This is a genomic window from Tsuneonella mangrovi (assembly GCF_002269345.1).
GTDB classification, from domain to species: Bacteria; Pseudomonadota; Alphaproteobacteria; order Sphingomonadales; family Sphingomonadaceae; genus Tsuneonella; species Tsuneonella mangrovi.
This window is the reverse complement of the sequence record NZ_CP022889.1, coordinates 1215594-1238091: the sequence shown is the minus strand read 5'-3', so window position 1 is coordinate 1238091 and position 22498 is coordinate 1215594. Positions and strand designations below refer to the sequence as shown.

Sequence of the window (22498 nt, the reverse complement as noted above, 5' to 3'; positions counted from 1 at the left end):
TATATGAGAGATTCGATGGAGCAGGTCAATCTGAAAGCGTTTCGCGGCTACGCAGCTGCGACAGGCCAACCGATCGAGCCCGAATTCAGCGTCAGCTCGCTGGACCACGTGGCTGCGGCTTGTTCTGCAGCCGAAGCTGCATTCGACAGCTTCCGCGCCATACCTTCAGAATCACGTGCCCTGTTCCTCGAAGCGATCGGTGACGAGATCATGGCGCTCGGCGATGCTCTGCTCGAACGGGCCGTCATCGAGAGCGGCCTGCCGCTAGCGCGCCTGACTGGCGAGCGCGGCCGCACGGTCAATCAATTGCGGTTATTCGCCCAAGTCGTGCGGGCAGATCGCTGGCGCGGCGTGCGGATCGATCCGGCAATGCCCGATCGCCAGCCTTTGCCGCGTCCTGATCTGCGGATGCGAATGATTCCAGTAGGTCCGGTGGCCGTTTTCGGTGCTTCCAACTTCCCGCTCGCATTTTCGACTGCCGGAGGGGACACTGCATCGGCACTGGCCGCTGGCTGCCCGGTGGTCGTCAAAGGTCATCCGGCTCATCCAGGAACCGATTCTATGGTTGCGGAGGCGATCGTGCGCGCTGCAGAAAAGACCGGCATGCCTGACGGTGTTTTCGGCCATGTACGCGGTCCCCGAAACGAGTTGGGCGAAGCCTTGGTGAACGATCCACGCATTGCCGCCGTCGGCTTTACAGGGTCGCGAGGGGGCGGGCTGGCATTGTGCCGGATCGCTCAGCAGAGGCCAGTCCCAATCCCCGTATATGCCGAAATGTCGAGTGTGAACCCAGTCATCCTCTTGCCAGCGGCATTGGCTGCACGAGGGGCCGAGTTGGGCACCGCATTCGTTGGTTCGCTGACGCTCGGCGCCGGCCAGTTTTGCACAAACCCCGGGGTGGTGCTGGCAATAGAAGGCGAGGGGCTCGAGGCATTCATAAGGGCTGCGAGCAACGCATTGTCAGGCAATGAACCGCAGACCATGCTGACGACCGGCATCCGCGCGGCGTACGATGCTGGTCGCGCACGGCTTGCCGAAGAGGCTGAAACAATTGTCGTCGCAACCGGGAAGGAAGGCGATGGTACGACCTGTTCGGCAGCGCAGCTGTTTTCCGTCGCTGCTCATGACATCATTGCGCAACCCGGCCTAGCCGAGGAAGTCTTCGGGGCTTCTTCTCTTGTCGTACGTTGCACGAGCCTGGCCGAAATGAAGGCCGTGCTCACGGCAATGGAGGGCCAGCTCACGGCTACGCTCCATCTTGAAGATGCCGACATCGAGGATGCGCGCGCGCTTCTACCGATTCTGGAGGTGACTTGCGGTCGGATCCTGGCGAACGGCTGGCCAACGGGGGTGGAAGTGGCTCATGCCATGGTCCACGGCGGCCCATTCCCGGCGACTTCAGATGGGAGAACGACATCGGTCGGGACACTGGCGATCGAGCGCTTCCTGCGCCCGGTTTGCTATCAGGATATTCCTGCCAGCCTGCTTGCGCCCGAGCTGCGCGATGGAAGCGATGTTCCCAAACTGCTCGATGGGAATCCTGCTTGACGCCATCGAGGACTTCGTTATTGTCTTACAAATAAGCGGCAGTGGGAGTTTGCGGTGTCTGGCGGTGATTACATCGCTATCGACTGGGGTACGACCAATCGCCGCATCTATCTGATGCGCGCGGATGGGCTTGTTGTGCGTAGCGAACGCGATGATCGCGGGGTTCTGGCAATGTCCGCCATGGCATACTCCGGAGAATTCTCTGCAATTCGCGAACGCTTCGGTGCATTCCCTATCATTGCGGCAGGCATGGTCGGTTCGAGCCGAGGCTGGCGCGAGGTACCCTATTGCAGTGCACCGATAGAATTGTCGACGCTCGCAGAAATGGTCACCGACTGTGGCGAGAACGTCTTTCTTGTTCCCGGGGTTGCACAGCGGGTCGTCGGTCATGCAGACGTCATGCGCGGAGAAGAAGTACAGGTGTTTGGCGCATTGGCCGCGGGATTGGTCCCCGAAGATGGGCTCTTCTGCCAACCGGGCACGCACAATAAGTGGATCAAGGTCAGCGGCGGCCGGATCGAGACCTTTGCGACGGCGATGACAGGTGAATTGTATTCATTGCTCCGGCAGCATTCGATCCTGTCCGAAATGATCGTTGGTGAACCCGCGATCGGTCCGGCCTTCAGCGCAGGCCTGAAACGAAGCCGAGCTGCCTGCGATCTCGTGACTGCACTTTTTTCGGCTCGCGCGTCATGCTTGCTGGGCCTGATGGATCGCAGCGAAGCCGCTTCCTATGTCAGTGGGATGCTTATCGGTTCCGATGTTGCGGCACGCAACGATATTGATGGTAATGACGTGTTCCTTCTGGCTTCGGGCTCTCTGGCCGCCCTCTATGCGCAGGCCATTGAATATGCAGGTGGCCGCACCGTTCCAATCGACTCACAAGCCTCATTTGCTGCGGGCATCCATGCAATTTGGGAAAGCGCGCAATGAACCACGCTCAATTCGAAAGAGCATTCGCTGCTTGCCCGCTTGTCGCCATACTCCGTGGGCTCACGCCTGCCGAAGCGCCGGCCATTGGCGAGGCTCTGGTCGAAGCCGGTTTCACTCTCATTGAAGTTCCGCTCAACTCGCCAGACCCGTGCAAGTCGATCGGCATCCTCGCAGAAGCCTTGGCTGGCAGAGCCATGATCGGCGCCGGTACGGTCCTGACTCCTGCACAGGTCGCCGAGGTTGCATCGGTCGGCTGCCAATTCATCGTTTCGCCCAATGTCGATACGGCGGTGATCAAAGCGACCCTGGCTGCCGGGATGGTCAGTCTGCCGGGCTACTATACTTCAAGCGAGGCCTTCGCGGCGCTTTCCAGCGGGGCCAGTGCGCTCAAGCTGTTTCCCGCCGACGGCGCATCGCCCGCCATGCTCAAAGCGCAGCGCGCGGTGCTGCCTCAGGGCACCAAGGTGCTCGCAGTGGGGGGCATTTCCGAAACCACGATGCAAAGCTGGCGCGACGTCGGCGCCGACGGCTTCGGGCTTGGTTCCAATCTCTACAAGCCAGGCAAGGACGCGGCGACGGTCGCCGCAGATGCCGAGGCGCTTGTCCGCGCCGTAAGGAAACTGACATGACCCACGCACGCCTGATCCAACATCGCGCCGACGACGGCGCTCGGCGATTGATCCTCGCTGAAGATGGCGCGGCATCGATCCTGTCCGGGCCGCACACTACGCGGGAACTGGCCGGCGAGGCTATTTCTTCGCACCGCAGCCTGTTGGACTTGGCGCGCGAATATCGCGCGAGCGAAAAGGTTGACCTGGCGGCAGAACTTGAGGCTGGGCATCTTCTGCCGGCGATCGATCACGAAGATCCCGCGCACTTGCTGATGACAGGCACAGGGCTGACCCATCTCGGTTCCGCCGAGGGCCGCGACAAGATGCACAAGGCAATGGCCGATAGCGACAGCCAGACCGACTCGATGAAGATGTTTCTCGAAGGGGTTGAGGGCGGAAAACCTGTTGCGGGTGAATCCGGCCAGCAACCCGAATGGTTCTTCAAAGGCGATGGCCAGACACTGGTTGGACCGCGCGACAACCTGACTTCGCCTGGCTTTGCGCTCGACGGAAGCGAAGAGCCAGAATTGGCCGGCATCTATTTGATCGGCGACGACGGGACCCCCTTCCGGCTTGGTATAGCACTGGCGAACGAATTCAGCGATCACATTACTGAGCGCCACAATTACCTCTGGCTCGCGCATTCAAAACTTCGCCCGGCTGCTTTGGGAGCGGAGCTCCTGCTAAGCGAAGTTCCGCAAGACATTCGCGGCACCAGCCGGATCTACCGGGGCGGAAAGTGCATTTGGGAGAAGCCTTTCCTGACCGGCGAAGACAATATGTCACACAGCCTCGCCAACCTAGAAGCCCACCATTTCAAATATGCCGGCTTCCGAGGTCCGGGAGACATTCACGTACACTTCTTCGGCACAGCGACCCTCTCGTTCGCAGATGGCGTGAGTACGCGGATCGGTGACGAATTCGAGATATCTGCCGCTCCCTTCGCGTTGCCGGTGCGAAATCGCCTTGCGCAAGCGGAGCAAACTGCGGTGGAGGTCAAAGTCCTATGACTGCTCCTGTCAAACTTGCCATCGTCGGTTTGGGCAAGATCGCCCATGACCAGCATTTACCCGCGGTTGCCAAAAGCAAGGCATTCGACCTTGTTGCGACGGTCGATCGCGCGGGAGAGGGCGAACCAGATCTGCCGTTCTTCCGCAGCATAGAAGAGTTGGTGGCAAGCGGAATCGAGGTCGATGCAGTATCGGTCTGCACGCCGCCGCAAGTGCGCCATGATGTAGCGCAACAGGCGCTTGATCAGGGCTGGCACGTGCTTCTCGAGAAGCCCCCTGGTGCTACCCTAGCAGAGGTTGTGGCGCTTCGTGAGTCTGCCGCTGAACGGAAGTTGACGCTCTTCACCGCCTGGCATTCGCAATTCGCGCGCGGGGTCGAGCCGGCAACTGCCTGGCTGGCCGACAAGACAATCCGCAGCGCGCGGATTGTGTGGCGTGAAGATGTACGTGTCTGGCACCCCGGTCAGGCATGGATCTGGAAATCGGGCGGGTTCGGGGTCTTCGACCCTGGCATCAATGCGCTTTCGATCATTACCCGCATTCTTCCTCGGCCGCTGTTCGTGGAATCTTCAGCCCTGCAATTTCCGTCGAACCTCGGCGCTCCGATCGCCGCGCAAATGACATTGCGTGATCGACGGGATGTGACGATCGATATGGATCTCGATTTCCGCCAGGAGGGGCCGCAGCATTGGGATATATTCGTCGACACCGATGGCGGCGAATTGCGGCTCGCCAAAGGCGGAGCCGAGCTGTTCATTGGCGGTGAGCAAGTCCATGCCGAAGAGGGCGATCTCGCCGGAGAATACCCCGGGATCTATCGGCGCTTCCTTGCGCTGATCCGCGCCGGAATTTCGGATGTCGACGTAAGCCCGCTGCGGCTCGTCGCAGACGCATTTCTCTGCGGCGCAATTACCTCGGTCGAGGAATTCCACGAATGACCAAGGGCGAGGGCCTTACCCGTCGGACTTTGCTGGGCAGTTCGGCCGGACTTGCCGCCGGGACGACCCTGGCCGCCGGAAGACCCATACCCGCACATGCGAGTGCCAGCACTCAAGGTGACTTGCTCGCACCGACGCCGCCAATGGGTTGGAACAGCTGGAACAGTTTCGCCACCACCATCACCGAAGTCGAAGCTCGTGAACAGGCGAGCATTATGGCGCGGGAATTGCTGCCGGCGGGTTACGATGTCTTTACGGTCGATATCCAGTGGTACGAGCCCAATGCATCGAGTTACGACTACGATGCGAAACCGTTGCCGACCATGGATCGCTTCGGTCGGCTGTTGCCCGCGCCCAATCGTTTTCCGTCGAGCAAGGGCGGGAAAGGTTTTGGCCCCCTCGCTCAAAGCGTGCACGCCTTGGGACTACGGTTCGGAGTGCATTTGATGCGAGGCATTCCGCGGCTTGCGGTCGAACGCAACCTGCCGGTCTTCGGGACGAAAACAACGGCTCAGGCTGTCTCCGACACCACCAGCACCTGTTCTTGGAACCCCGACATGTACGGTGTCGACATGACGAAGCCGGGTGCGCAAGCGTACTACGACAGCGTCTTCGCATTGCTGGCATCGTGGGGCGTCGATTTCGTCAAGGTCGACGACTTGTCTCGTCCATTCGATGCACACGCTCCCGAGATCGAGGCAATCCATCGTGCGATAGGCAAGACAGGCAGACCGATGATCCTCAGCATGTCGCCCGGCGAGACCCCAGTCGCGCGCGGAGCGCATGCCCAGAAGTTCGCGCAGATGTGGCGTATTTCGGATGACTTCTGGGATGAATGGTCGATGCTTTCGGCCCAGTTCACGCGGCTTGAAAACTGGAACCGGTACATGGGCCCCGGATCGTGGCCTGATGCCGACATGCTGCCGCTCGGAAGGCTGCATTTGGGTCAAAGGGACACCAAATTCACCCCGGACGAGCAACAAACACTGATGACCTTATGGGCGATTGCGCGCTCACCACTGATTATGGGTGGTGACCTTCGCCACCTCGACGAAGCGACCAAGGCATTGCTGACCAATCCTGAGGTCGTTGCCGTCAGCCAGCAATCAACGTCTAACTGCCCAATGTTCTTGGACGATGTGGCTCGTATCTGGCGGGCGCGCGCGACCAACGGCGATCATTATCTTGCGATGTTCAATCCGAGTGATAGCACTCGGCGGGTGGGCGTGGATCTGAAATTTCTGGGCATCGAGCGAAGCGTGACCGTGCGAGACTTGTGGCAACGCGAACAGATTGGCGGAGCGGACCGTCGCGTCGAGGCGGAAATCGTCCCGCATGGCTCGGTGCTCTATCGCCTGTCATGAAGTTGGCGATCGCTGCTGCACTGATTGTATTGCTGGGATTGCCTGCCACGAGCTTAGCCGAGGCACCGGCTAGGCCCGATCGTGTTGTCGAAATCGACCTCAGTCCCGACCTCGCACATCGTGGGCCGGTGTTCGAGGGTTGGGGCACAGCGCTGGCGTGGTTCGCGAACGTCACGGGCGGTTGGCCTGAACCGGAGCGAGAGCGGCTCGCAGATCTCTTCTACGGCCCTAGCGGTCTCGGCTGGAACATCGCGCGCTATAATATTGGTGGCGGCAATTCTCCCGACACATCGGACTGCATGAGGGTCGGGGCCGCTGTCCCTGGGTTCTGGAAGCGACCGGCTGGCACTACGGGTAAGGATTGGTGGGACCCTGCCGATCCGTCAATGTGGGACTGGCACGCCGATACCAACCAACGCTGGTGGCTCGGCGCAATCAAACGGCGGGTCGATCATCCGATCTTCGAAGCGTTCTCCAATTCGCCGCCGTATTTCATGACCATATCGGGTCGAGTTTCAGGAAACGAGAAGGGTGACGAAGACAACCTTCGTCCGGGCTTTGAGGGAAAGTTCGCCGACTATCTCGCCACCGTAGTTCAGCAGCTGCAGGAGCGAGACGGGATCCGATTTCGCACACTATCTCCGGTGAATGAGCCGGGCACGAACTACTGGCATGCGAGCAACACCCAGGAGGGATCGCATTGGGATCCGGCCAGCCAAGCCCGCATGATCATGGCGACGGCCGACGCACTGAAGCATCGCGGCCTGTCAACAGTAGTGGCCGCACCCGACGAGACCAGCTCACAGTTGTTCGTCAAAGACTGGGAGGCATATCCGGAAGAGGCGCGCCAGGACATTGGGCAGATCAATGTCCATAGTTACGGCACGCAGAACCAGACTGCGGTACGCGACATTGCTCGGTCGCAGGGACTTCGCTTGTGGATGAGCGAAGACGATACGCCGCTTGCCGGGGAACCGGAAGACTTCGAGGGCATGGACACTCCGATCGCGTTTGCCGAACACGTTGTGCGCGATTTGAAACGGCTCGAGCCGTCAGCGTGGGTGTTCTGGCAGGCTGTTGAAACCATCAGCGCTATCGACGGTCGCAAGGGCACGAACTGGGGCCTGGTCAAAGCTGACCTGCGAGATCCTTCCGATCAAGACCACCGGATCACGATCACCAAGAAGTATTGGGCGATGGCTCAGTTCAGTCGGTTCATTCGCCCGGGCTTTCGGCTCCTGCCGGTTGCCGATCCCGACACTGTGGGCGCGATTGGACCCGATGGTAAGAGAATCGTTTTGGTGCACGTGAATGCCGGACCAGTCGCGCGAAATTTGGACCTACCTCAAGGCTGGAAATTCGCTTTGGTAGCGACTGATCTCGACCACAATGCAGCCTGCGTTGCAGGGCGCATCGCGCCGCCGAGATCGATCTCGACGGTCGTTTTGTATCGCGACCCGCGCCAATCGCCTTGCCGCTAAGTCAGTGCAATTGGGTGAAGAATCCAATGGCTGCCATCCACCGAATGGCTTGTTGTCAGACTTTGAATTGCTGTCTCACCACGCCAGACTGTGACTTTTCCGCACTATTTAGTGAAATCGACGCAAGCCCTCTTGTAAGTCAGACAAATATGGGTTAGCCAGTTTGTCAGACAAGTTAAAAACGTTTGGGTTTGGGAGGTTCTGATGCGGCGTTTTCCGCTTTTGATGTCCGTTGCTACTCTGCCGCTGATGCTGGCTGCGATGCCTGCTCACGCGCAATCGACCGATGATGCTTCGACTGTCGCTGCCAAAAAGGCAAAGGACAAGAAGGAAGCCGCAGCCAAGAAGAAGGCAGAGGCAACCGCGTCTGCGTCTGCACAGGGCACTGGCGCTGCGGAGACCACTGGCAACACTACCGGAGTAACGGGTGAAACTGCGAGCGACGGCGCGATTGTCGTCTCGGGTATTCGAGCCAGTCTTACTTCTTCGCAGTCGATCAAAAAGAACGCGGACCAGATCGTCGATGCGATCGTAGCGGAAGATATCGGCAAGTTGCCGGACAACACTGCAGCTGAAACGATCGCTCGCATTGCTGGCGTCCAGGTCGTGCGCTACAACGACGAGGCGAGCCAGGTGCTTATCCGCGGCCTGCCCGATGTCGCAACAACCTACAACGGTCGCGAGATCTTCACGGCGGAACTGCGCCGCGTCCAGCTGCAGGACTTTCCATCTCAGGCGATTTCGGCGATCGAGGTCTACAAGTCCGGTTCTGCCGACCAGGTCGAGGCTGGCCTTGCTGGTCTCGTCAACGTTCGCACCCGCCGCCCGCTCGATTTCAAGGGAATGGTGATCGCCGGCGGTATCCACGGCACTTACAACGACCAGAGCCGCAAGTTCGATCCGGACTACAACCTGCTGTTCTCAGATCGCTGGCAGGCTGGTGACGGGGAAATGGGCTTCCTCGCCAACGTGACCTTCGCGCAGTCGCAATACTACAATGGCGTGCGCTACAACTCAACCTGGATCCGCGACGATCTGTGGTCGGATTTCGGCACGCAGGGCAATCACGTTCGCGATGGCGTGTTTGGGAGCAATGACGCTACCGGCCTGTTCTACTTCCCGAACAATATCGGCATCTACAACGAGCACGGTCGCCGCTACCGGCCGTCGGCCAACTTCTCGTTCCAGTGGGATCCCAATCCCGACACCGATATCTATGTGGAAGGTATATACCAGGGCTTCCGCGGGCGTGGCCAGACTGACAACGTCGATGTCCCGCTCGAATTGTGGGGTCCCAACGGTACGCCTCCGGTGTTCACCAATGTCGTGTTGAAGGATGGCCAGTCCTATTCGGATACCGCCTTTACCGGGCCAGGTGCCTATGATCCTAACACAGTCCCTCAGGCAGCCTCGTTGACAAAGACCTCGGGCTCCGAGCCTCAGGGCTGGCGCCGCGCTGACAACAACTACACCAACACGTTCCAGATCGCTTCTGGTGCAAGTTGGCGTGGCGAGCAAGTGAAGCTCTCGACCGATTTTGCGTATAGCTGGAGCGAATACCGCGACGATTCGTCCAGCCTCGACTGGCGCGCGACTGGGGCCGATCCGCTCACTGTGGACGCCGCGTTCGCCGTCGACGGCGGCGTTTCGTTCAATTTCCCCAACTGGAACCAGTTCGATCCGACTACCTACCTGTGGCGCGGCTATTACCAGTCCGTCTACTGGGTGCGGGGGAGCGGTTGGCAATGGCGCGGGGACATGGATTGGGACACAGGTTCCAGCTTCTTGTCGAAGGTGCAGGTTGGCGTTCGCCTGACGGAGCGCAAGGCCGCGATGGTCGAGAACTACGCCCGTTACGCTTACACGATGGATCTGGGGATTCCTTACACAGATCTGCCAATCGGTGAGCTTTCCAAGACGCTCGATCCGTTCCGCGGCAACGCTCAGGGCTTCACCCAGTGGCTCTCTGCTTCGGGCGACAGCATTTACACCAACAAGGAGGCATTGCGTCAGTACTCGTACAATGCCTTGCTGCAGCTCCAGGCCTTGTACCCGCAAAACGATTACAGCCAGGCGATTCAGGACTGGAGCACGCCCGATGTCCAGGCACCTTCGACGAGCGGCTGGAGGGCGAAAGAAAATACCTGGGCCGGTTATGCGCAGGGCCACTACAACTTTGACGTCGGCACTCTGCAGGTCGATGGTCTTCTGGGTATCCGTGCTGTCCTCACCGACGGGCATACCTTCGGGACGTCCAGCGTTTGCTTGCGCAACTTCCCGAACAGCACAACCGACTTCTCTTGCACTCAGACGCTCACGCCGCGAACCGAACGCCAGAACTATCTCGATTGGCTGCCCAACGCGAGCATGCGCATCAAGTTCACCGACAAGCTTCAGTTACGCCTGGGCTGGACTTACACCCGGACGAAACCCGATTTCGCGCAGCTGAATCCGGCGTTGCAGATTTATCCGGTGTCGTATTCGCCTTGCGGCGTCCCGACCGATCCTAACTACGATCCGACGGACATTACCAGTTGCCGTCATCCGGGCACGATCTATCCGAGCTATTCGGGTTCGCAGGGGAATCCGGAGCTGAAGCCGTTCACTTCTAAGAACTACGATGCGAGCCTCGAGTGGTATTTCTCTCGGACCGGCTATGCCAGCGCTGCCGTGTTCTATCATGACATCTATGGCTTCACGACAAACGTTACCCGCTACAAGAACGATCCGGTCTATGGCGTGCTGCAGCTGTCGACACCGATCAACGCCGGGGATGCAAGCATCAAGGGCTTCGAGCTCAACCTGCAGTCGTTCCTGGACTTCCTACCTTCTCCCTGGAACGGCTTTGGCGTGCAGGCGAACCTGACGTATCTGGAAGGCAAGAGCCGCTACCCCAACGGGTATGACCCCAACACCGATACCTTCACCGGCCCAGGGGAATATCTCAAGATCCCTGGCCTTTCGAAGTGGACCTACAACCTTACCGGGTTTTATGAGAAGGGCCCCATCCAGGCGCGCATCTCTTACAACTGGCGCTCGAGCTGGGTGAGCTGGTACAATCTCGATCCCCAGACCGGCAACCAGTACACCGGTGGCGGCGTTTATGCCCGCTCGAGGCTTGATGCATCGTTCAGTGTCAAGTTGACCAAGAACTTCACGGTCAACGCCGACGTCAGCAATATCCTCGCCAAGCCGTTCCACGACTATGTGAACTACAAGCCGGGCGGCTACTACACACAGGATATTCGCGACGAAGGGCGGTACTACGGCCTCGCACTTCGCTGGCGCTTCGGCGAATAATCCAACGCGCAACCCTTTCCTTCTCTCCCAAGGGCTGCACTTGACCTGGCCGGCATTTCGCCGGCCAGGTTTTTTGTGGACGGTCGCAAATTAAGCATCGCGTTCGACCAAGGCTTCAGCGCAAGCGCGGGAAGTGGGGAAAGACAGTCGCTTCACCCGAGCGAGCAAGTCCGTGAAGCCGCTCATTCCAACAGTTACAAGCTGGCACCTCGAGCCGTGGAATCGCGGGCGCAGAACCCTGCATCTGGCGGGCCTTCCCGTCGAGCGTCATGCAAGAGACGAGGTCCTAAGCGCGTCCTTCGACTGGCGCGTCGGGATATTTGTAGGTCTGCGCCGGCAGTGTCAGATCGGATGCCACGAGCATGGCTTGGAGGCTCTTGCCGAATAAAGGAAGCTTTTGTCCCTAGGCCTATTGGCGAGTTGCGAAATAACTCTCTATTTCGGAGGCTTCGGCAGGCGTGATTGGCATCACGGCCCCATGCTTGGGGCCGGAAAAATTGGTCGCGCGCATGGGTGAATCGGGATCGTTGAATCGACCGATGTTCTTGAAGGTCTTGAAATCGGTTGTTTCGGCGAAGCCCATGTTGTGCGGGTCCGCGCCGAACACGTCGTACATCAGTACGTAGGTGTTGGTGCCGAAGCGATGCCAAAGGTTTGGCGCTTCGGCCGCCTTCGGCTCTGGATCGACCTTCTTGCGCTCGGCGACGTATCCCTTGTTGATGTCGTGCGACAGTGCCTCGTGGATGTTGCCGGGATTATCGTGGGCGACATAGAACATGTGGTAGGTGTCGCCGATTTTGGTGATGTCGGCGTCGATCGTGTTCACCTTGGCGTCCGGATAATAGAGGATCTGTTTTGGATCGGTCACCAGCGAAGTGAAGTTCTTGTTTGCATACGACCAGACCATGAAATTCGGCCCGTCGCCGTGCCGGGTGGTGAAGTAGACCATCATTCGTCCATTGTCGGGGTCGGTGATCGTTTGTGGCGCCCAGGTGCAGCCGGCATCAGCGTAATCGGCGAACAGCTTCGAGATTGTGACCTCTGCGTGCGTCCAGTGGATCAGGTCATACGACTTCATGAAGATGAGGTTGAGGTTGTTGCCCCAACCGTATTTGTCGCCCGCTCTTTCCCATTCGGTAGTGCGATAGCCATCGCGCTGCCCGTAGATGTCCAGATCGGTCATCGTCAGGTAGAATACCCCGTCTGCGCCACGGATGATGTGCGGGTCACGGATGCCGTGTTGTTCAGCAATACCGTAACCCGACAGCACCGGCTTGCCTCCGTTGACATCGGTCCACGTGTATCCGTCGCGCGACGTTGCGAAGTAGAGCGAGTGGGTCTCGTCCTTGAAGTAGGTCAGCAGGTAGGCCGATTTCGCTCCGGCACTGTCCTTGCGTGACTGCTTCGTCGACGCAATCGATTTGACGATCTGGAGTTGCGGATTGGTCTGCGTTGCGTCGGACACGCTCGCAGCGTGCGAGTGGGCGCAGCCGCTAAGACCCACGACCACGACCGCAACGATCGGCAATGAGTTGAGTGGTTTGAACATTTCTTTTCCTCTGCCCTCGGGAGATTACTGGCCGTTTGCCAGGCTGCTATCGCGAAGGATGGCGACGCCCCACGGACCTATCTGGAACGGGGAATCGTGGTATTTGCAGTCGATCAGGTCGGTCCCTACAGCTAAGGCTGCCGGCACTGTCACTGGCTCGCGAGAATAGTTGAGCAGGTAATGCACTCGGTGACCGTCAGTGAGCAGGCCGCTACGAACGATCAGCGGGAAATGCGCCGATACCGGCCATGTAACCCCTGCGCGATGGGCAGTGTCGGCCAGCAGCCGCGCGATCAAAGCATCGCTCGGCATGAATCCGATGTAGGTTACTTCGCCCTTGCCATATTCATTGCGGGTGATGGCTGCATAGGCGGGCCAGCTGTGGTGCTTGTATCGGGCTAGAACCTGGGCAGTAGTCGGCTTGATGAACTCCATCCACCAGCGAGCTTGCAAGTCCTTTTCAGACAGGCCGTAAAGATCGGTGTCGAGCGACACGCCTTTCGGCTCTGTGAAGAGCTGGTAGGTCACGCCAGCAGCGGCGGTTATGTCGCCTGGCTGGGTCGTATAGCGGACCTTTGTATTTTCGTCGGAGAACCCGCTCTTGAAAGTATAAACGAGGTGCCCGCCATTCTTGGCGTAGGCGTTGAGTTTGGCGATTTCGGCGTCGCTCGCGGCATAGAGCGCAGGAACGACGATCATCTTGTATTTGCTCAGGTCCGCATGTTCGTCCGGAGATACGATGTCGGCCTCGATATTCTGCCGATAGAGCGCATCGTAAAACGGGCGCATCACTTGATTGTAGTCATGATTGCCCGGCAGCTTGAACCAATCGAAAGCACTTAGCGCCCGGTTGCTGACGTAGATTGCAACCTGGTTTTCCTTCTTCATGTTGACGAGGGTCGGGCCTAACCGGGCAAAGTCGGCGCCGATGCCCTTGGCCTCCTCATAGAGTTCGTTCGGCTGGTAATCCTGGGTGAGAAGCCCCCGCCAGTAGGTCTCAACCGCATTTTGTGTGGTCGCCCAGTGCCAGTATTCCACCATGTTCGCGCCCGATGCGAGGTGGCTGAAAGCCTGCAGGCGCAACTGCCCAGGGTAAGGTGTCCATTGCGGGAAACCTTGCGCCTCGGTCTCCATAACGAGGTAGTTCTGGCCGTTCTTGAGCGATCGTGTGAGGTCACCCCCGAATGCTATATTGGCCCCGGTCAGATCATCCTGCGTCGGATGGTATATGTCGACGCCGGCAATATCGAGGGCTCGAGCCGCATCCCAATGATTGACCTCTGGTTGGACGCCGTATGAATAGCCACGCCAACCTAAGTCGAAGTTCTGGGTGATGAACTGGTCCGGCCGCGCATGCTTGCGCACCAATGCCGCTTGCCAGGCGAGGAATTCGGTGACCAGTCCGCGCTGGAACTCGGCGAAGGCATTGCCGACACTCGCATTCATCGTCCCGTTGGTTGAAGGGAAATCCTCCCAGCGATTGATGCGGTTGCTCCAGTAGTCGAGCCCCCACGCTCTGTTGAGCGTCTCAAGGCTTGGCCACTTCTTCTTCATCGCGGCAACGAAGGCCGCCTGCACATTCGGCCCTGCCGTGCCGTAGGCTTTGGTTTCGTTGTCGATCTGGTAGCCGATGACTGCAGGGTTATCTTTTACATGGCTCACCAGCGCCACGATCACACGCTTCGCGGCGGCGAGGTAGTTCGGGTTGGTGATGTCCATGTTTTGGCGGTAGCCGAACTTGGCTTGCCCATCTGCTCGGGTCACAAGCACGTCAGGATGCTCGCGCGCAAGCCACGTCGGGATGGCGTAGGTGGGCGTGCCGACGATCACGCGGATGCCGTGCCGATGCATGGCATCGAGAACCCGGTCTACATGGCTGAAATCGAACACACCCGGTTGCGGCTCGAGCGTGCCCCAGGTCGATTCGGCAATGCGGACCACCGTGATATGCGCCGCCTGCATCATGCGGGCATCTTGCTCAACGCGATCGACCGGGGTGTATTCGTCGTAATAGGCAACGCCGTAGAGCACTGTCTTCGGCAACTGCGGACCGCCCTCGTTGGCAGCTGCCGCCGGAAAGGCAGTGGCGATCGACGCAAAGATCGCAAGCAAATTGCCCAAGATGCGGTACATCCCGCTCATCGGTGTCGCCTCCCCAAATAGCAAATTGAATTATTATTGTCGGACATATACGTGGGATTGTGTGATGACAACACCTGTGAATATGTGCTGCCGCAATCAGTCGCGATCTCGCCTGCTTCGATGAAGAACGAACCAGGTGGTCAACGGCACGATCACCACCAGCGCGATATCGATCGTCTGTGCGATCTTACCTTCCGCTCCGCCGGCGACATGTCCTGAGAGGAACTTCCAGACTGCCAGGGCATAATATGTGATCGCAACAATCGAGAGGCCTTCGACCGTCTGTTGCAGGCGTAGTTGTAACTCGGTTCGCCGGTCCATCGAAGCCAACAACTCCTGGTTTCGTCGCGAGAGTTCGCTGTCGATGCGAGTGCGCAGCATATCCGAAATTTCGGCAGTATGCTGCGAAAGTTCCTGCAGGCGTCGAGCGAATGCCTCACATGTCCGGATGGCTGGCAGGAAGCGCCGTTCGGTAAATTCGGTAAGCGAAATTTGCCCAGGCTGTGCGGTGGCTCCGAGGTTGTCGAGTCTGTCGCCGACGATTGCTGAATATGCCGTAGTTGCCGACATGCGGTAGCGCGTTTGTGCGGATAGCAAGGCAAGTTCGGAGCTAATCCTGCTTAGCCGTTCCATCACGCGGTCGGTCGCGACAGTTTCGCCAGACAGCATCTCAGCAATTTCCGCAAGCTCAGCTTCCAAGGTGTCGATACGCGTGATGTTTTGCTTAGCGATTGGCAGACCCAGCAAAGCCATCTTGCGATAGTTGCCGAGCTCCTGGAGCCGCTGGACCAGCTCGACCGGCTCCTTGCCGGCCAGGCCGCGATCTTCGATCAGCATTCGACCGAAGCCATCGCTGTGTAGTCGGAAGTCGCACCACACGCGCGCCCTACTATCCCTTACATCGGATACGACGAGATCGGGTTCGGAGAAAAACTGGCTCCAGTCATTCTCGCTAGCGGCGTCGGTCGAGCGGAATATATTGATGTTTGTCGAGCGCATGATTTGGCCCGGGAATTGCGCCAGTGCTGCCCCCGCCTCGCCAAAGCTCGAAAGATCGAACAGGTCGCTTGTTTTGTCGTCAGAGATCAGTGTGACTGTGTAGAATTCACTATGGGCTTCCCAACAGAACATCAGATCGCCAATCCGTTGAGACAGGAAGGGCTCATTCGATTCTGCCTCACCGGCTCGTGCGCTTCGTTCCTCGAGGAAGTTGAGGATCGCGGAGCGCGCAATGCCCGGGGTGCCAATGTAGACGAACTGTAGGATGCGAGCTGGCACCTCGAAGTGAGGCAATTTGCGCATGTGCATTTCGAACGACAGCGAGCGGCGCAATGGGTGATCGTCCGTCGCCTGTGCCGCCTTGAATTCGTCGCCGCCGTTCATATCGGCCTCCCAGCCTAACGATCAGTCGGAGGGACTTTATGTCAGACAATAGAGCCGGTCAATTGGAAGATGCCTGCCGTATAGAGAGAGCGGTTACGCGTTTGACCACGCACCAGTGCGGCGCAGGTATTCTTCTTGTGTCGGCAATTGCTTGGCAGTCTGGCTGTAGGCGTTGGCAATGTGTCGCAGTGTCGCTGCAACCTCATTGCTGTTGAGCGAAGCTACGATCGGGTCATGACCCCCTGGCCAGATATTCTGCCCGATCATCACGGCAACCCAACTCGGCGTAGCGAACAGTTCTGCCTGATCGCGAAAGATCCGCCCGTGTAACCTCCACAGATCGAACTTGCGCTTCAGTGTCTCGGGGATGTCCATGTCGCGCACATATCGCCAGAACTCGCTGTCGTCGCGTTGGGTCGCCTTGTAGTGCAGGATAATGAAGTCGCGGATGTCCTCATAGGATGCGCGCATGATGCGATTGTATTCATCACGCTCGACTGGGCTGATCGACCGGTCGGGAAAAAGCGAAATGAACTTGGCGATCCCGTTCTGGATCAGGTGAATGCTGGTTGATTCCAGGGGTTCGAGAAAGCCAGAGGAAAGCCCCAGCGACACAACGTTGTGGCTCCATGCCTTCTTGCGCATCCCCGTCTTGAATCGTAGCAAGCGCGGCTCGCTCAGGATTTCGCCCCCTAAATTTTCCTTGAGAAGTCGGTCGGCTTCTTCCTGGCTCATGTACTCGCTGCAAAACACATGACCGTTGCCTGTCCTGTGCTGGAGCGGAATTCGCCATTGCCACCCTGCAGAGTGCGCGGTCGAACGTGTGAAGGGATCGGGGGAACCAGCGTTCGCAGTCGGCATCGCCAGCGCACTGTCCATAGGTAGCCAATGGCTCCAGTCTTCGTAACCGGCACCAAGAGCTTCTTCGATCAGCAATCCGCGAAAGCCCGAACAATCGAGGAATATGTCTCCTGAGATGCGTTCACCGTTTTCAAGCTGGACCGAGTCGACATCGCCACTCTCGCTATTGCGATGGACCTTTACGATCTTCCCCTCGCATCGCTCAACGCCCTGTGCCTCCGCCCGCTTGCGAAGATATCTGGCATAAAGGCTGGCATCGAAGTGGAAAGCGTATTGGAGATGCGCGAGTGGGGATTGGATACCCGGTTCGGGACGGGCGAACCGGCGCTCAGCTGCTGCGACTGCGCTCATCGCGTAATCGTCGATCTTCCCTCCTCCGCCTCGCTCTCTTTCACTTAGCCAGAGCTGGTGGAAGGCTATCCCGTGAAATTCCTGACCGTAAAAGCCGAACGGGTGGAAGTAGCGGTCGCCGATTTGACCCCAATTTACAAACTCGATGCCGAGCTTGAACGTGCCGTTGGTCGCGCGCAGGAACTCGTCTTCGGGAATTTCTAGCTTGGCATTGAATGTTCGGATCGGCGGGATTGTCGCCTCTCCTACCCCAACGGTCCCGATCGCGTCGGATTCGATGAGTGTCACACGGCGATCTGCCGTACCGAAATAACGAGAGAGAGCCGCGGCGGCCATCCAGCCCGCAGTGCCGCCGCCGACGATAACTATACGTCCGATCGGCTCCTCACTCATCCCTTGCGATCTCCCATTGCTTCGCATTCCAGCACATCTATCGCGTTACCGCCACTCGTTTCAGATCATCACTTGACTGCCGACTACCATCTATTTTTGTATGACATTAGTAGTCGGCAATCGACTATGCACTAGTCGCACCCAGATTCAATCTCTCAAAGTGGGCGCTTATGGAATGGCGAAGTGACTGCAATCCTGCTTGATATGACATTCGGTCAGACGGGTTGGAGCCGTTTCAGTCGAGTTTGAGGAATTCCATATTTGTCTGAGTTTATTGATTGGCTTATGAGACTGGAATACGACTCGCGGTCGACAACCAGAACAGAGGATTCCTGACAATGCTTCGGATCGCCATCGCCATCGCCTTTGCGCTTGCCGCTCTTGTAACCAATCCAGCGGCGGCCAATGACAGCCGGTTCGTTGCCACTTCGTCCGGTAAACCGGAGCTAATGGTGGATGGAAAGCCATACTTGGTCCTCGGCATTCAGCTCAACAATTCAAGCGGCTTTGCGCCGGTCTTCCATCAGCTCGCCAACGCGATCGCACGAAGCCACGCGAACACCGTCATGGTGCCGATTGGATGGGAGTCGGTCGAGCCCGAAGAGGGCAAGTTCGATTGGTCGGTCGTTGACGGGATCGTGCGTGAGGCCCGAGCGCAGAATGTGCGGGTTGCGCTGCTCTGGTTCGGGACCTGGAAGAACGCCAAGATGAGCTATGTTCCTGCGTGGGTGAAACGCGACACGAAGAGATTCCCTCGGGTAATAGATCGCGACGGCCATCCGATCGACGTCATTTCACCGCTTTCAAGGGAGGGGATGCAGGCTGACGCGAAGGCCTTCGCTGCACTGATGGCGCACCTCAAGGCGACCGATAGTGCGCAGCGCACCGTCATAATGGCGCAAGTCGAGAACGAAGCCGGCACTCTGGGTTCCGATCGTGACTATTCTCCTGCTGCCCAGGATTTGTTCGAAGGCCAGGTGCCGACTGACATGCTCGGCGCCAAGCCCGGCACATGGACCGACAATTACGGCGTCCGCGCACCGGAGGCGTTCATGGCTTACTACACCGCCAAATATATTGGCGCTGTCGCAGCGGCGGGAAAGAATGCCTACGGCCTTCCACTCTATGCCAATGTCTGGCCGCGCCAACAGCCAGGCCTCCTGCGTCCAGGGGAAAGCTCACCTTCGGGCGGGGCAGTCTCCTGGCTGCTGCCGCAGTGGCGAGCGCTTGCACCAGCGATCGACGTAATCGGCGTCGACAACTACGATACCAACATTGCGCCCTACACCGAAATAGCCAAGGCGTACGACGTTCCAGGCAATCCGCTTTACGTGCCGGAGACCGGCGGCAGCATGGCGCATGCTCGTCATGCCTTCTGGACCATCGCCCAGCCATTCAGTGTCGGCATTTCGAAGTTCGGGATCGGCCCGGATTTTAACCTCCAGAAAGGCGATGAAGGCAACGATCCGATCGCGGTAGACTATCGGTTGCTGCAGGGAGCTGGCCCGATGCTTGTCCCCCTGCGGAACCAAGGCGATATGCGCGTAGCGGTGGAAGAAGATGGATTGGCAAATGTCCCGATGTCGTTTCCCGATGTCGATGTCGTCGCCCGTTTCGGTGACATCAGGTCTGGATATGGCGGTCGCCGTGGGCAGGGCACCAGCGATACCTCGGGGCGGGTGCTGGTTACTCAAGTAGCTCCTGATCGTTTCATCCTGACCGGCGCTTCGGCCAACCTGAAATTCTCCCCCAAGCTTGGCGATCACGGTTCAATCGAACTCGTGACGGTCGAGCAAGGTCACTTCGCGGAAGGCAGGTGGATCGGTGAGCATTTGCTAAACGGCGATGAGACTGCGTTTGGATTGTGGCTCCCACCCGAAGGTCGGTCTCTGATGGTGACGGTTCATGAGATCAATTGATGTCCGTTTTCCATCCCGGAGCGGACATTCAGTAAAACCGTCGGGAATAGCGTGGTCTTTCCGCATTCGGGCGAGCGTGCCAACTCTCCGAATTACCGAGATGAAGGCTCATCGCTGACCCTTCTGACTCAACGCATGTCTCGATCCGCTAACAGCGGAATTGAGGCAATTTGTCTGGGCTAGTCGCGCTGATTTCTCCGGGGGAAGGAGCGCTTGCGGATTTGTGGGCTACTATTCGCACTGGTCAATTTGAAAATTGAAAACTGAATCCATCGATATTGCATTAAACAAGTGAAGATAATTTGTATTTAAATAAATTATCGCAATTAATAATGGAAGATAGATGAAATTCGTAAATAATGGTAATGAGAGTTTAATATTGAGAAACCGCACTCATTGGTATTTTGAGAACTTCCAGAGATTATGCTATGGACTACGCATATGGTCGTTGCCGGGTGCCATGTGGTGCCGATATCGCAGATCACCATAACCCGCACTCGCTACTAACCCAGCCGTAATCATCATAGCGCTGCACGTAGATCGCATGGCCGACTTGCCCCCGCAAGCACGTGAGATTCTCACCGACGGCATATACAAATGCTGGCATTCGACCGTATTGATCGGTCCCGTCCCGTGCGATCGACAATGGCTTCCCCGGCATTCCCACACGACAATCTTTCGTCGACGCAAACGAGCCGCCCGGTGGGCAATTACGCAATGGTCGAAAATGGTCTGGCAACCCGGGCACATCGATCGCCAGTAGCCAGATTCGTTGAATTCTGCAGCGCACCGTATCGGCATCGGTCACCGAACAAGTCGTAGCGATTGGTTCGGGTCGTAGCGGCGCGTGACTGGTGCGAGAAGTGCAGCCTGCCGCCGCAAGTGCAATGAGAAGAATAACCGGCATCTTCTCAGCTAGCAACAGAGTCACGGGTCCTTCCTGCAGGGGTGGAGCGTCGGGGGTGGCGCTGAGCCCCGGAAATCCAGACATTTCGCGCTCATCTTAGAATGCGTATCAGCGTTATAGGTCAGTAATACACGCTGGACAGGTTGTTTTACCTGTCCCGAACCTGTCCTAATACCCTGTCCAGCTTCAAATATCTGATTTCACTTAGATAACTGTAAAATGGGACAAGTGGACAGGTATTTCTATAAGAGACACAACACAGGACCCATATTTAACCCTAGGGGAACCGGTGGTAGACCCGCGTAGGGCAAAACGTGAATCATCCGATGGGAGAGAATGTATGGGAAGTACCCGTCCACCTGTCCACGATGCCCGAAAGGCAGCAATAAGTATCTGGGTTTGCGTAGTTTTATAGGTGGACAGCCCTGGACGGGGTTACCTGTCCAAAAGTTGCCGCTATCTTAGAATCTTGTGATCGAGCAGTATTCTAAGATGAAGCACTGTCAGCGCTCGACGGATTTTAAGATGAAACGCGCGACAGATTTCTAAGATGAAGGCTACCCATCCACCCGCTGATAGACGCGCTGGCGCCCGTACTTGGTGAACTGGGCACGCTCTCCGCTTGACGACCAACCCTCGACCCGTGACATCGCACGGCCGAGAGACTGGGCCTGCACCTGGCCGTAGTTGTCGCTGCGTCCGCCGAGGCACTCGACCCAGATTTGCAGCAAGCAGGTCTCGTTGCGCTGTTCGCCTTCCTTCTCGTCGAGGCCACCGGTATTGATCGGCCGTTCAAGCCATTCGGCGATTGTGCCGATCATACCATCGTCTGCACTCTCGACCCGGCGGCTTTCCTGCATCGAAGACGCGATCGCGCGCGACGTGCTGTCGGTCAAATACAACGGAAGAGGGCCGTTCGGCTGGGCTTCGCGCATCTCGCGATAGAGGTGCAGTGCCTCGGCTCATATCTGATCGACGTTCTTCCCGAAGGCGGCGAAATTGACCGAGTCGAGCGTACAATGCACGGGCCAGAAGCGGCGGCCGCCCGTATCGTCCTTGAGGTACTCGCGATCGTTGGTCGACCCGATGAAGACGCACTGCATGGGAAACTCGCTGACCCGCTTGGCATAGGCGAGACGCGCGCGGTCTTCCTGTCGGCTGATGAATGCCTTGATAGCCCGCACGTCGGCGCGGTTGAAGCCCGACAGTTCGGGGATCTCCATGATCCACGCGCACTGCATGAGCTCAACCATCTGCTTCATGTCGTGGAAGTCGCCGTCTAGTTCGGCGAACCAGTTGCGGCCGAGCATCTGAATAAAGGTCGACTTGCCGCGGCCCTGCAAGCCTTCGATGATGACGGCGTAGTCGAACTTTTTGTCTGGCTCGTAAGCCCGCGTCATCGCGGCGATCAGCGCAATGCGCGCGATGTCGCGGATGTAGGCGTTGTCGGGTGCCCCGAGATAGACAACGAACATCTATTCGGCGCGCGCAGTGCCGTCCCAGGTGAGACCTTCGATGTACTCGTGGATGGGGTGAAACTGGTGTTCGCGCGCGACTGGCGTCAGTGCGGTGGTCAGAACCCGGCCCGTCACATTGATGCCTTATACACCTTGGGTGCTCGGAGCCTCGAACACGCGACGCAAATCGCTGTCGCGCGCGCCGTTAGTGGCCATGAGCGTTAGGTTGTGAATGTGTGGCCAGATGACGACTGTAGGAGGCTCGGATCGCACTACGGCTGTGGCTTTAGCGATGGTGGTTGTCGGTCCAATCTGGACGAAGCGGCGCTCAACTTGAAAGTCCCATAGGTC

The 22498-nt window shown here is 58.2% G+C and carries 15 protein-coding genes; 9 read left to right on the top strand and 6 right to left on the bottom strand.

The genetic code is table 11. The features are described 5' to 3' along the window. The first annotated feature begins 3 nt into the window (after positions 1-3). The 8 genes from CJO11_RS06115 to CJO11_RS06080 all read left to right on the top strand — a co-directional run bounded on the left by CJO11_RS06115 (position 4) and on the right by CJO11_RS06080 (position 11185). Positions 4-1548 carry an aldehyde dehydrogenase (NADP(+)) gene (locus CJO11_RS06115; RefSeq protein WP_095011918.1) on the top strand — a complete coding sequence of 515 codons (1545 nt, stop codon included), beginning with the start codon at positions 4-6 and terminating at the stop codon, positions 1546-1548. 54 nt (positions 1549-1602) lie between these two features. After that, positions 1603-2481, top strand: coding sequence for a 2-dehydro-3-deoxygalactonokinase (locus CJO11_RS06110; protein ID WP_240504587.1), 879 nt, complete (start codon positions 1603-1605; stop codon positions 2479-2481). Then, positions 2478-3110, top strand: a complete 633-nt coding sequence (locus tag CJO11_RS06105; protein WP_095011917.1) for a 2-dehydro-3-deoxy-6-phosphogalactonate aldolase — start codon at positions 2478-2480, stop codon at positions 3108-3110. The genes CJO11_RS06110 and CJO11_RS06105 overlap by 4 nt, the downstream gene beginning before the upstream one ends. Continuing rightward, on the top strand, positions 3107-4102 hold the full coding sequence (gene araD1, locus CJO11_RS06100; RefSeq protein ID WP_095011916.1) for an AraD1 family protein: 996 nt from the start codon (positions 3107-3109) through the stop codon (positions 4100-4102). Before CJO11_RS06105 ends, araD1 begins: the two co-directional genes overlap by 4 nt. Continuing rightward, positions 4099-5040: a Gfo/Idh/MocA family protein gene (locus CJO11_RS06095; protein WP_095011915.1), complete on the top strand. Its 942-nt coding sequence runs from the start codon at positions 4099-4101 to the stop codon at positions 5038-5040. The genes araD1 and CJO11_RS06095 overlap by 4 nt, the downstream gene beginning before the upstream one ends. Beyond that, positions 5037-6404, top strand: a complete 1368-nt coding sequence (locus tag CJO11_RS06090) for a glycoside hydrolase family 27 protein (protein ID WP_095011914.1) — start codon at positions 5037-5039, stop codon at positions 6402-6404. Before CJO11_RS06095 ends, CJO11_RS06090 begins: the two co-directional genes overlap by 4 nt. After that, entirely contained in the window at positions 6401-7885 is a 1485-nt protein-coding gene (locus tag CJO11_RS06085; RefSeq protein WP_095011913.1) for a glycoside hydrolase, read from the top strand. The genes CJO11_RS06090 and CJO11_RS06085 overlap by 4 nt, the downstream gene beginning before the upstream one ends. Before the next feature lie 225 nt (positions 7886-8110). Then, positions 8111-11185, top strand: a complete 3075-nt coding sequence (locus CJO11_RS06080) for a TonB-dependent receptor (RefSeq protein ID WP_205651111.1) — start codon at positions 8111-8113, stop codon at positions 11183-11185. A gap of 409 nt (positions 11186-11594) precedes the next feature. Here CJO11_RS06080 and CJO11_RS06070 read toward each other — a convergent pair whose 3' ends face one another. From CJO11_RS06070 to CJO11_RS06055, 4 genes are all read right to left on the bottom strand, one after another. Then, positions 11595-12734: a glycoside hydrolase family 43 protein gene (locus CJO11_RS06070; protein WP_240504586.1), complete on the bottom strand. Its 1140-nt coding sequence runs from the start codon at positions 12732-12734 to the stop codon at positions 11595-11597. Positions 12735-12758: 24 nt separating this feature from the next. Then, positions 12759-14876 (bottom strand): beta-galactosidase, encoded by a 2118-nt coding sequence (locus CJO11_RS06065; RefSeq protein ID WP_095011912.1) that lies wholly within the window; start codon positions 14874-14876, stop codon positions 12759-12761. Positions 14877-14972: 96 nt separating this feature from the next. Then, on the bottom strand, positions 14973-16259 hold the full coding sequence (locus tag CJO11_RS06060; RefSeq protein ID WP_095011911.1) for a DUF3422 domain-containing protein: 1287 nt from the start codon (positions 16257-16259) through the stop codon (positions 14973-14975). Between the two features lie 93 nt (positions 16260-16352). Further along, complete coding sequence (locus CJO11_RS06055; protein ID WP_095011910.1) at positions 16353-17864, bottom strand: tryptophan halogenase family protein; 1512 nt, start codon at positions 17862-17864, stop codon at positions 16353-16355. 338 nt (positions 17865-18202) lie between these two features. Here CJO11_RS06055 and CJO11_RS06050 point away from each other — a divergent pair, with 338 nt between their 5' ends. After that, a complete protein-coding gene (locus CJO11_RS06050) occupies positions 18203-19783 on the top strand; it encodes a DUF5597 domain-containing protein (RefSeq protein ID WP_150124982.1) in 1581 nt (526 codons plus the stop codon). 1464 nt (positions 19784-21247) lie between these two features. On the opposite strand, the gene CJO11_RS06045 is transcribed toward CJO11_RS06050, so the two are convergent. Both CJO11_RS06045 and CJO11_RS06040 read right to left on the bottom strand, forming a co-directional pair. Then, a complete protein-coding gene (locus CJO11_RS06045) occupies positions 21248-21550 on the bottom strand; it encodes a hypothetical protein (RefSeq protein WP_169829142.1) in 303 nt (100 codons plus the stop codon). Positions 21551-21652: 102 nt separating this feature from the next. Continuing rightward, the gene (locus CJO11_RS06040; protein ID WP_095011908.1) at positions 21653-22165 is read right to left on the bottom strand and encodes a virulence-associated E family protein; all 513 of its coding nucleotides are present in this window, start codon (positions 22163-22165) and stop codon (positions 21653-21655) included. Positions 22166-22498 lie beyond the last annotated feature (333 nt).

Bases quoted from the DNA above. Each gene is read 5' to 3' on its own strand.
- CJO11_RS06080 (WP_205651111.1), top strand. From the start codon at position 8,111: ATGTCCGTTGCTACTCTGCCGCTGATGCTGGCTGCGATGCCTGCTCAC.
- CJO11_RS06115 (WP_095011918.1), top strand. From the start codon at position 4: ATGAGAGATTCGATGGAGCAGGTCAATCTGAAAGCGTTTCGCGGCTAC.
- CJO11_RS06070 (WP_240504586.1), bottom strand. From the start codon at position 12,734: ATGTTCAAACCACTCAACTCATTGCCGATCGTTGCGGTCGTGGTCGTG.
- CJO11_RS06050 (WP_150124982.1), top strand. From the start codon at position 18,203: ATGCTTCGGATCGCCATCGCCATCGCCTTTGCGCTTGCCGCTCTTGTA.
- CJO11_RS06090 (WP_095011914.1), top strand. From the start codon at position 5,037: ATGACCAAGGGCGAGGGCCTTACCCGTCGGACTTTGCTGGGCAGTTCG.
- CJO11_RS06060 (WP_095011911.1), bottom strand. From the start codon at position 16,259: ATGAACGGCGGCGACGAATTCAAGGCGGCACAGGCGACGGACGATCAC.
- CJO11_RS06085 (WP_095011913.1), top strand. From the start codon at position 6,401: ATGAAGTTGGCGATCGCTGCTGCACTGATTGTATTGCTGGGATTGCCT.
- CJO11_RS06055 (WP_095011910.1), bottom strand. From the start codon at position 17,864: ATGAGTGAGGAGCCGATCGGACGTATAGTTATCGTCGGCGGCGGCACT.
- CJO11_RS06045 (WP_169829142.1), bottom strand. From the start codon at position 21,550: ATGCAGGAAAGCCGCCGGGTCGAGAGTGCAGACGATGGTATGATCGGC.
- CJO11_RS06040 (WP_095011908.1), bottom strand. From the start codon at position 22,165: ATGTTCGTTGTCTATCTCGGGGCACCCGACAACGCCTACATCCGCGAC.
- CJO11_RS06095 (WP_095011915.1), top strand. From the start codon at position 4,099: ATGACTGCTCCTGTCAAACTTGCCATCGTCGGTTTGGGCAAGATCGCC.
- araD1 (WP_095011916.1), top strand. From the start codon at position 3,107: ATGACCCACGCACGCCTGATCCAACATCGCGCCGACGACGGCGCTCGG.
- CJO11_RS06105 (WP_095011917.1), top strand. From the start codon at position 2,478: ATGAACCACGCTCAATTCGAAAGAGCATTCGCTGCTTGCCCGCTTGTC.
- CJO11_RS06065 (WP_095011912.1), bottom strand. From the start codon at position 14,876: ATGAGCGGGATGTACCGCATCTTGGGCAATTTGCTTGCGATCTTTGCG.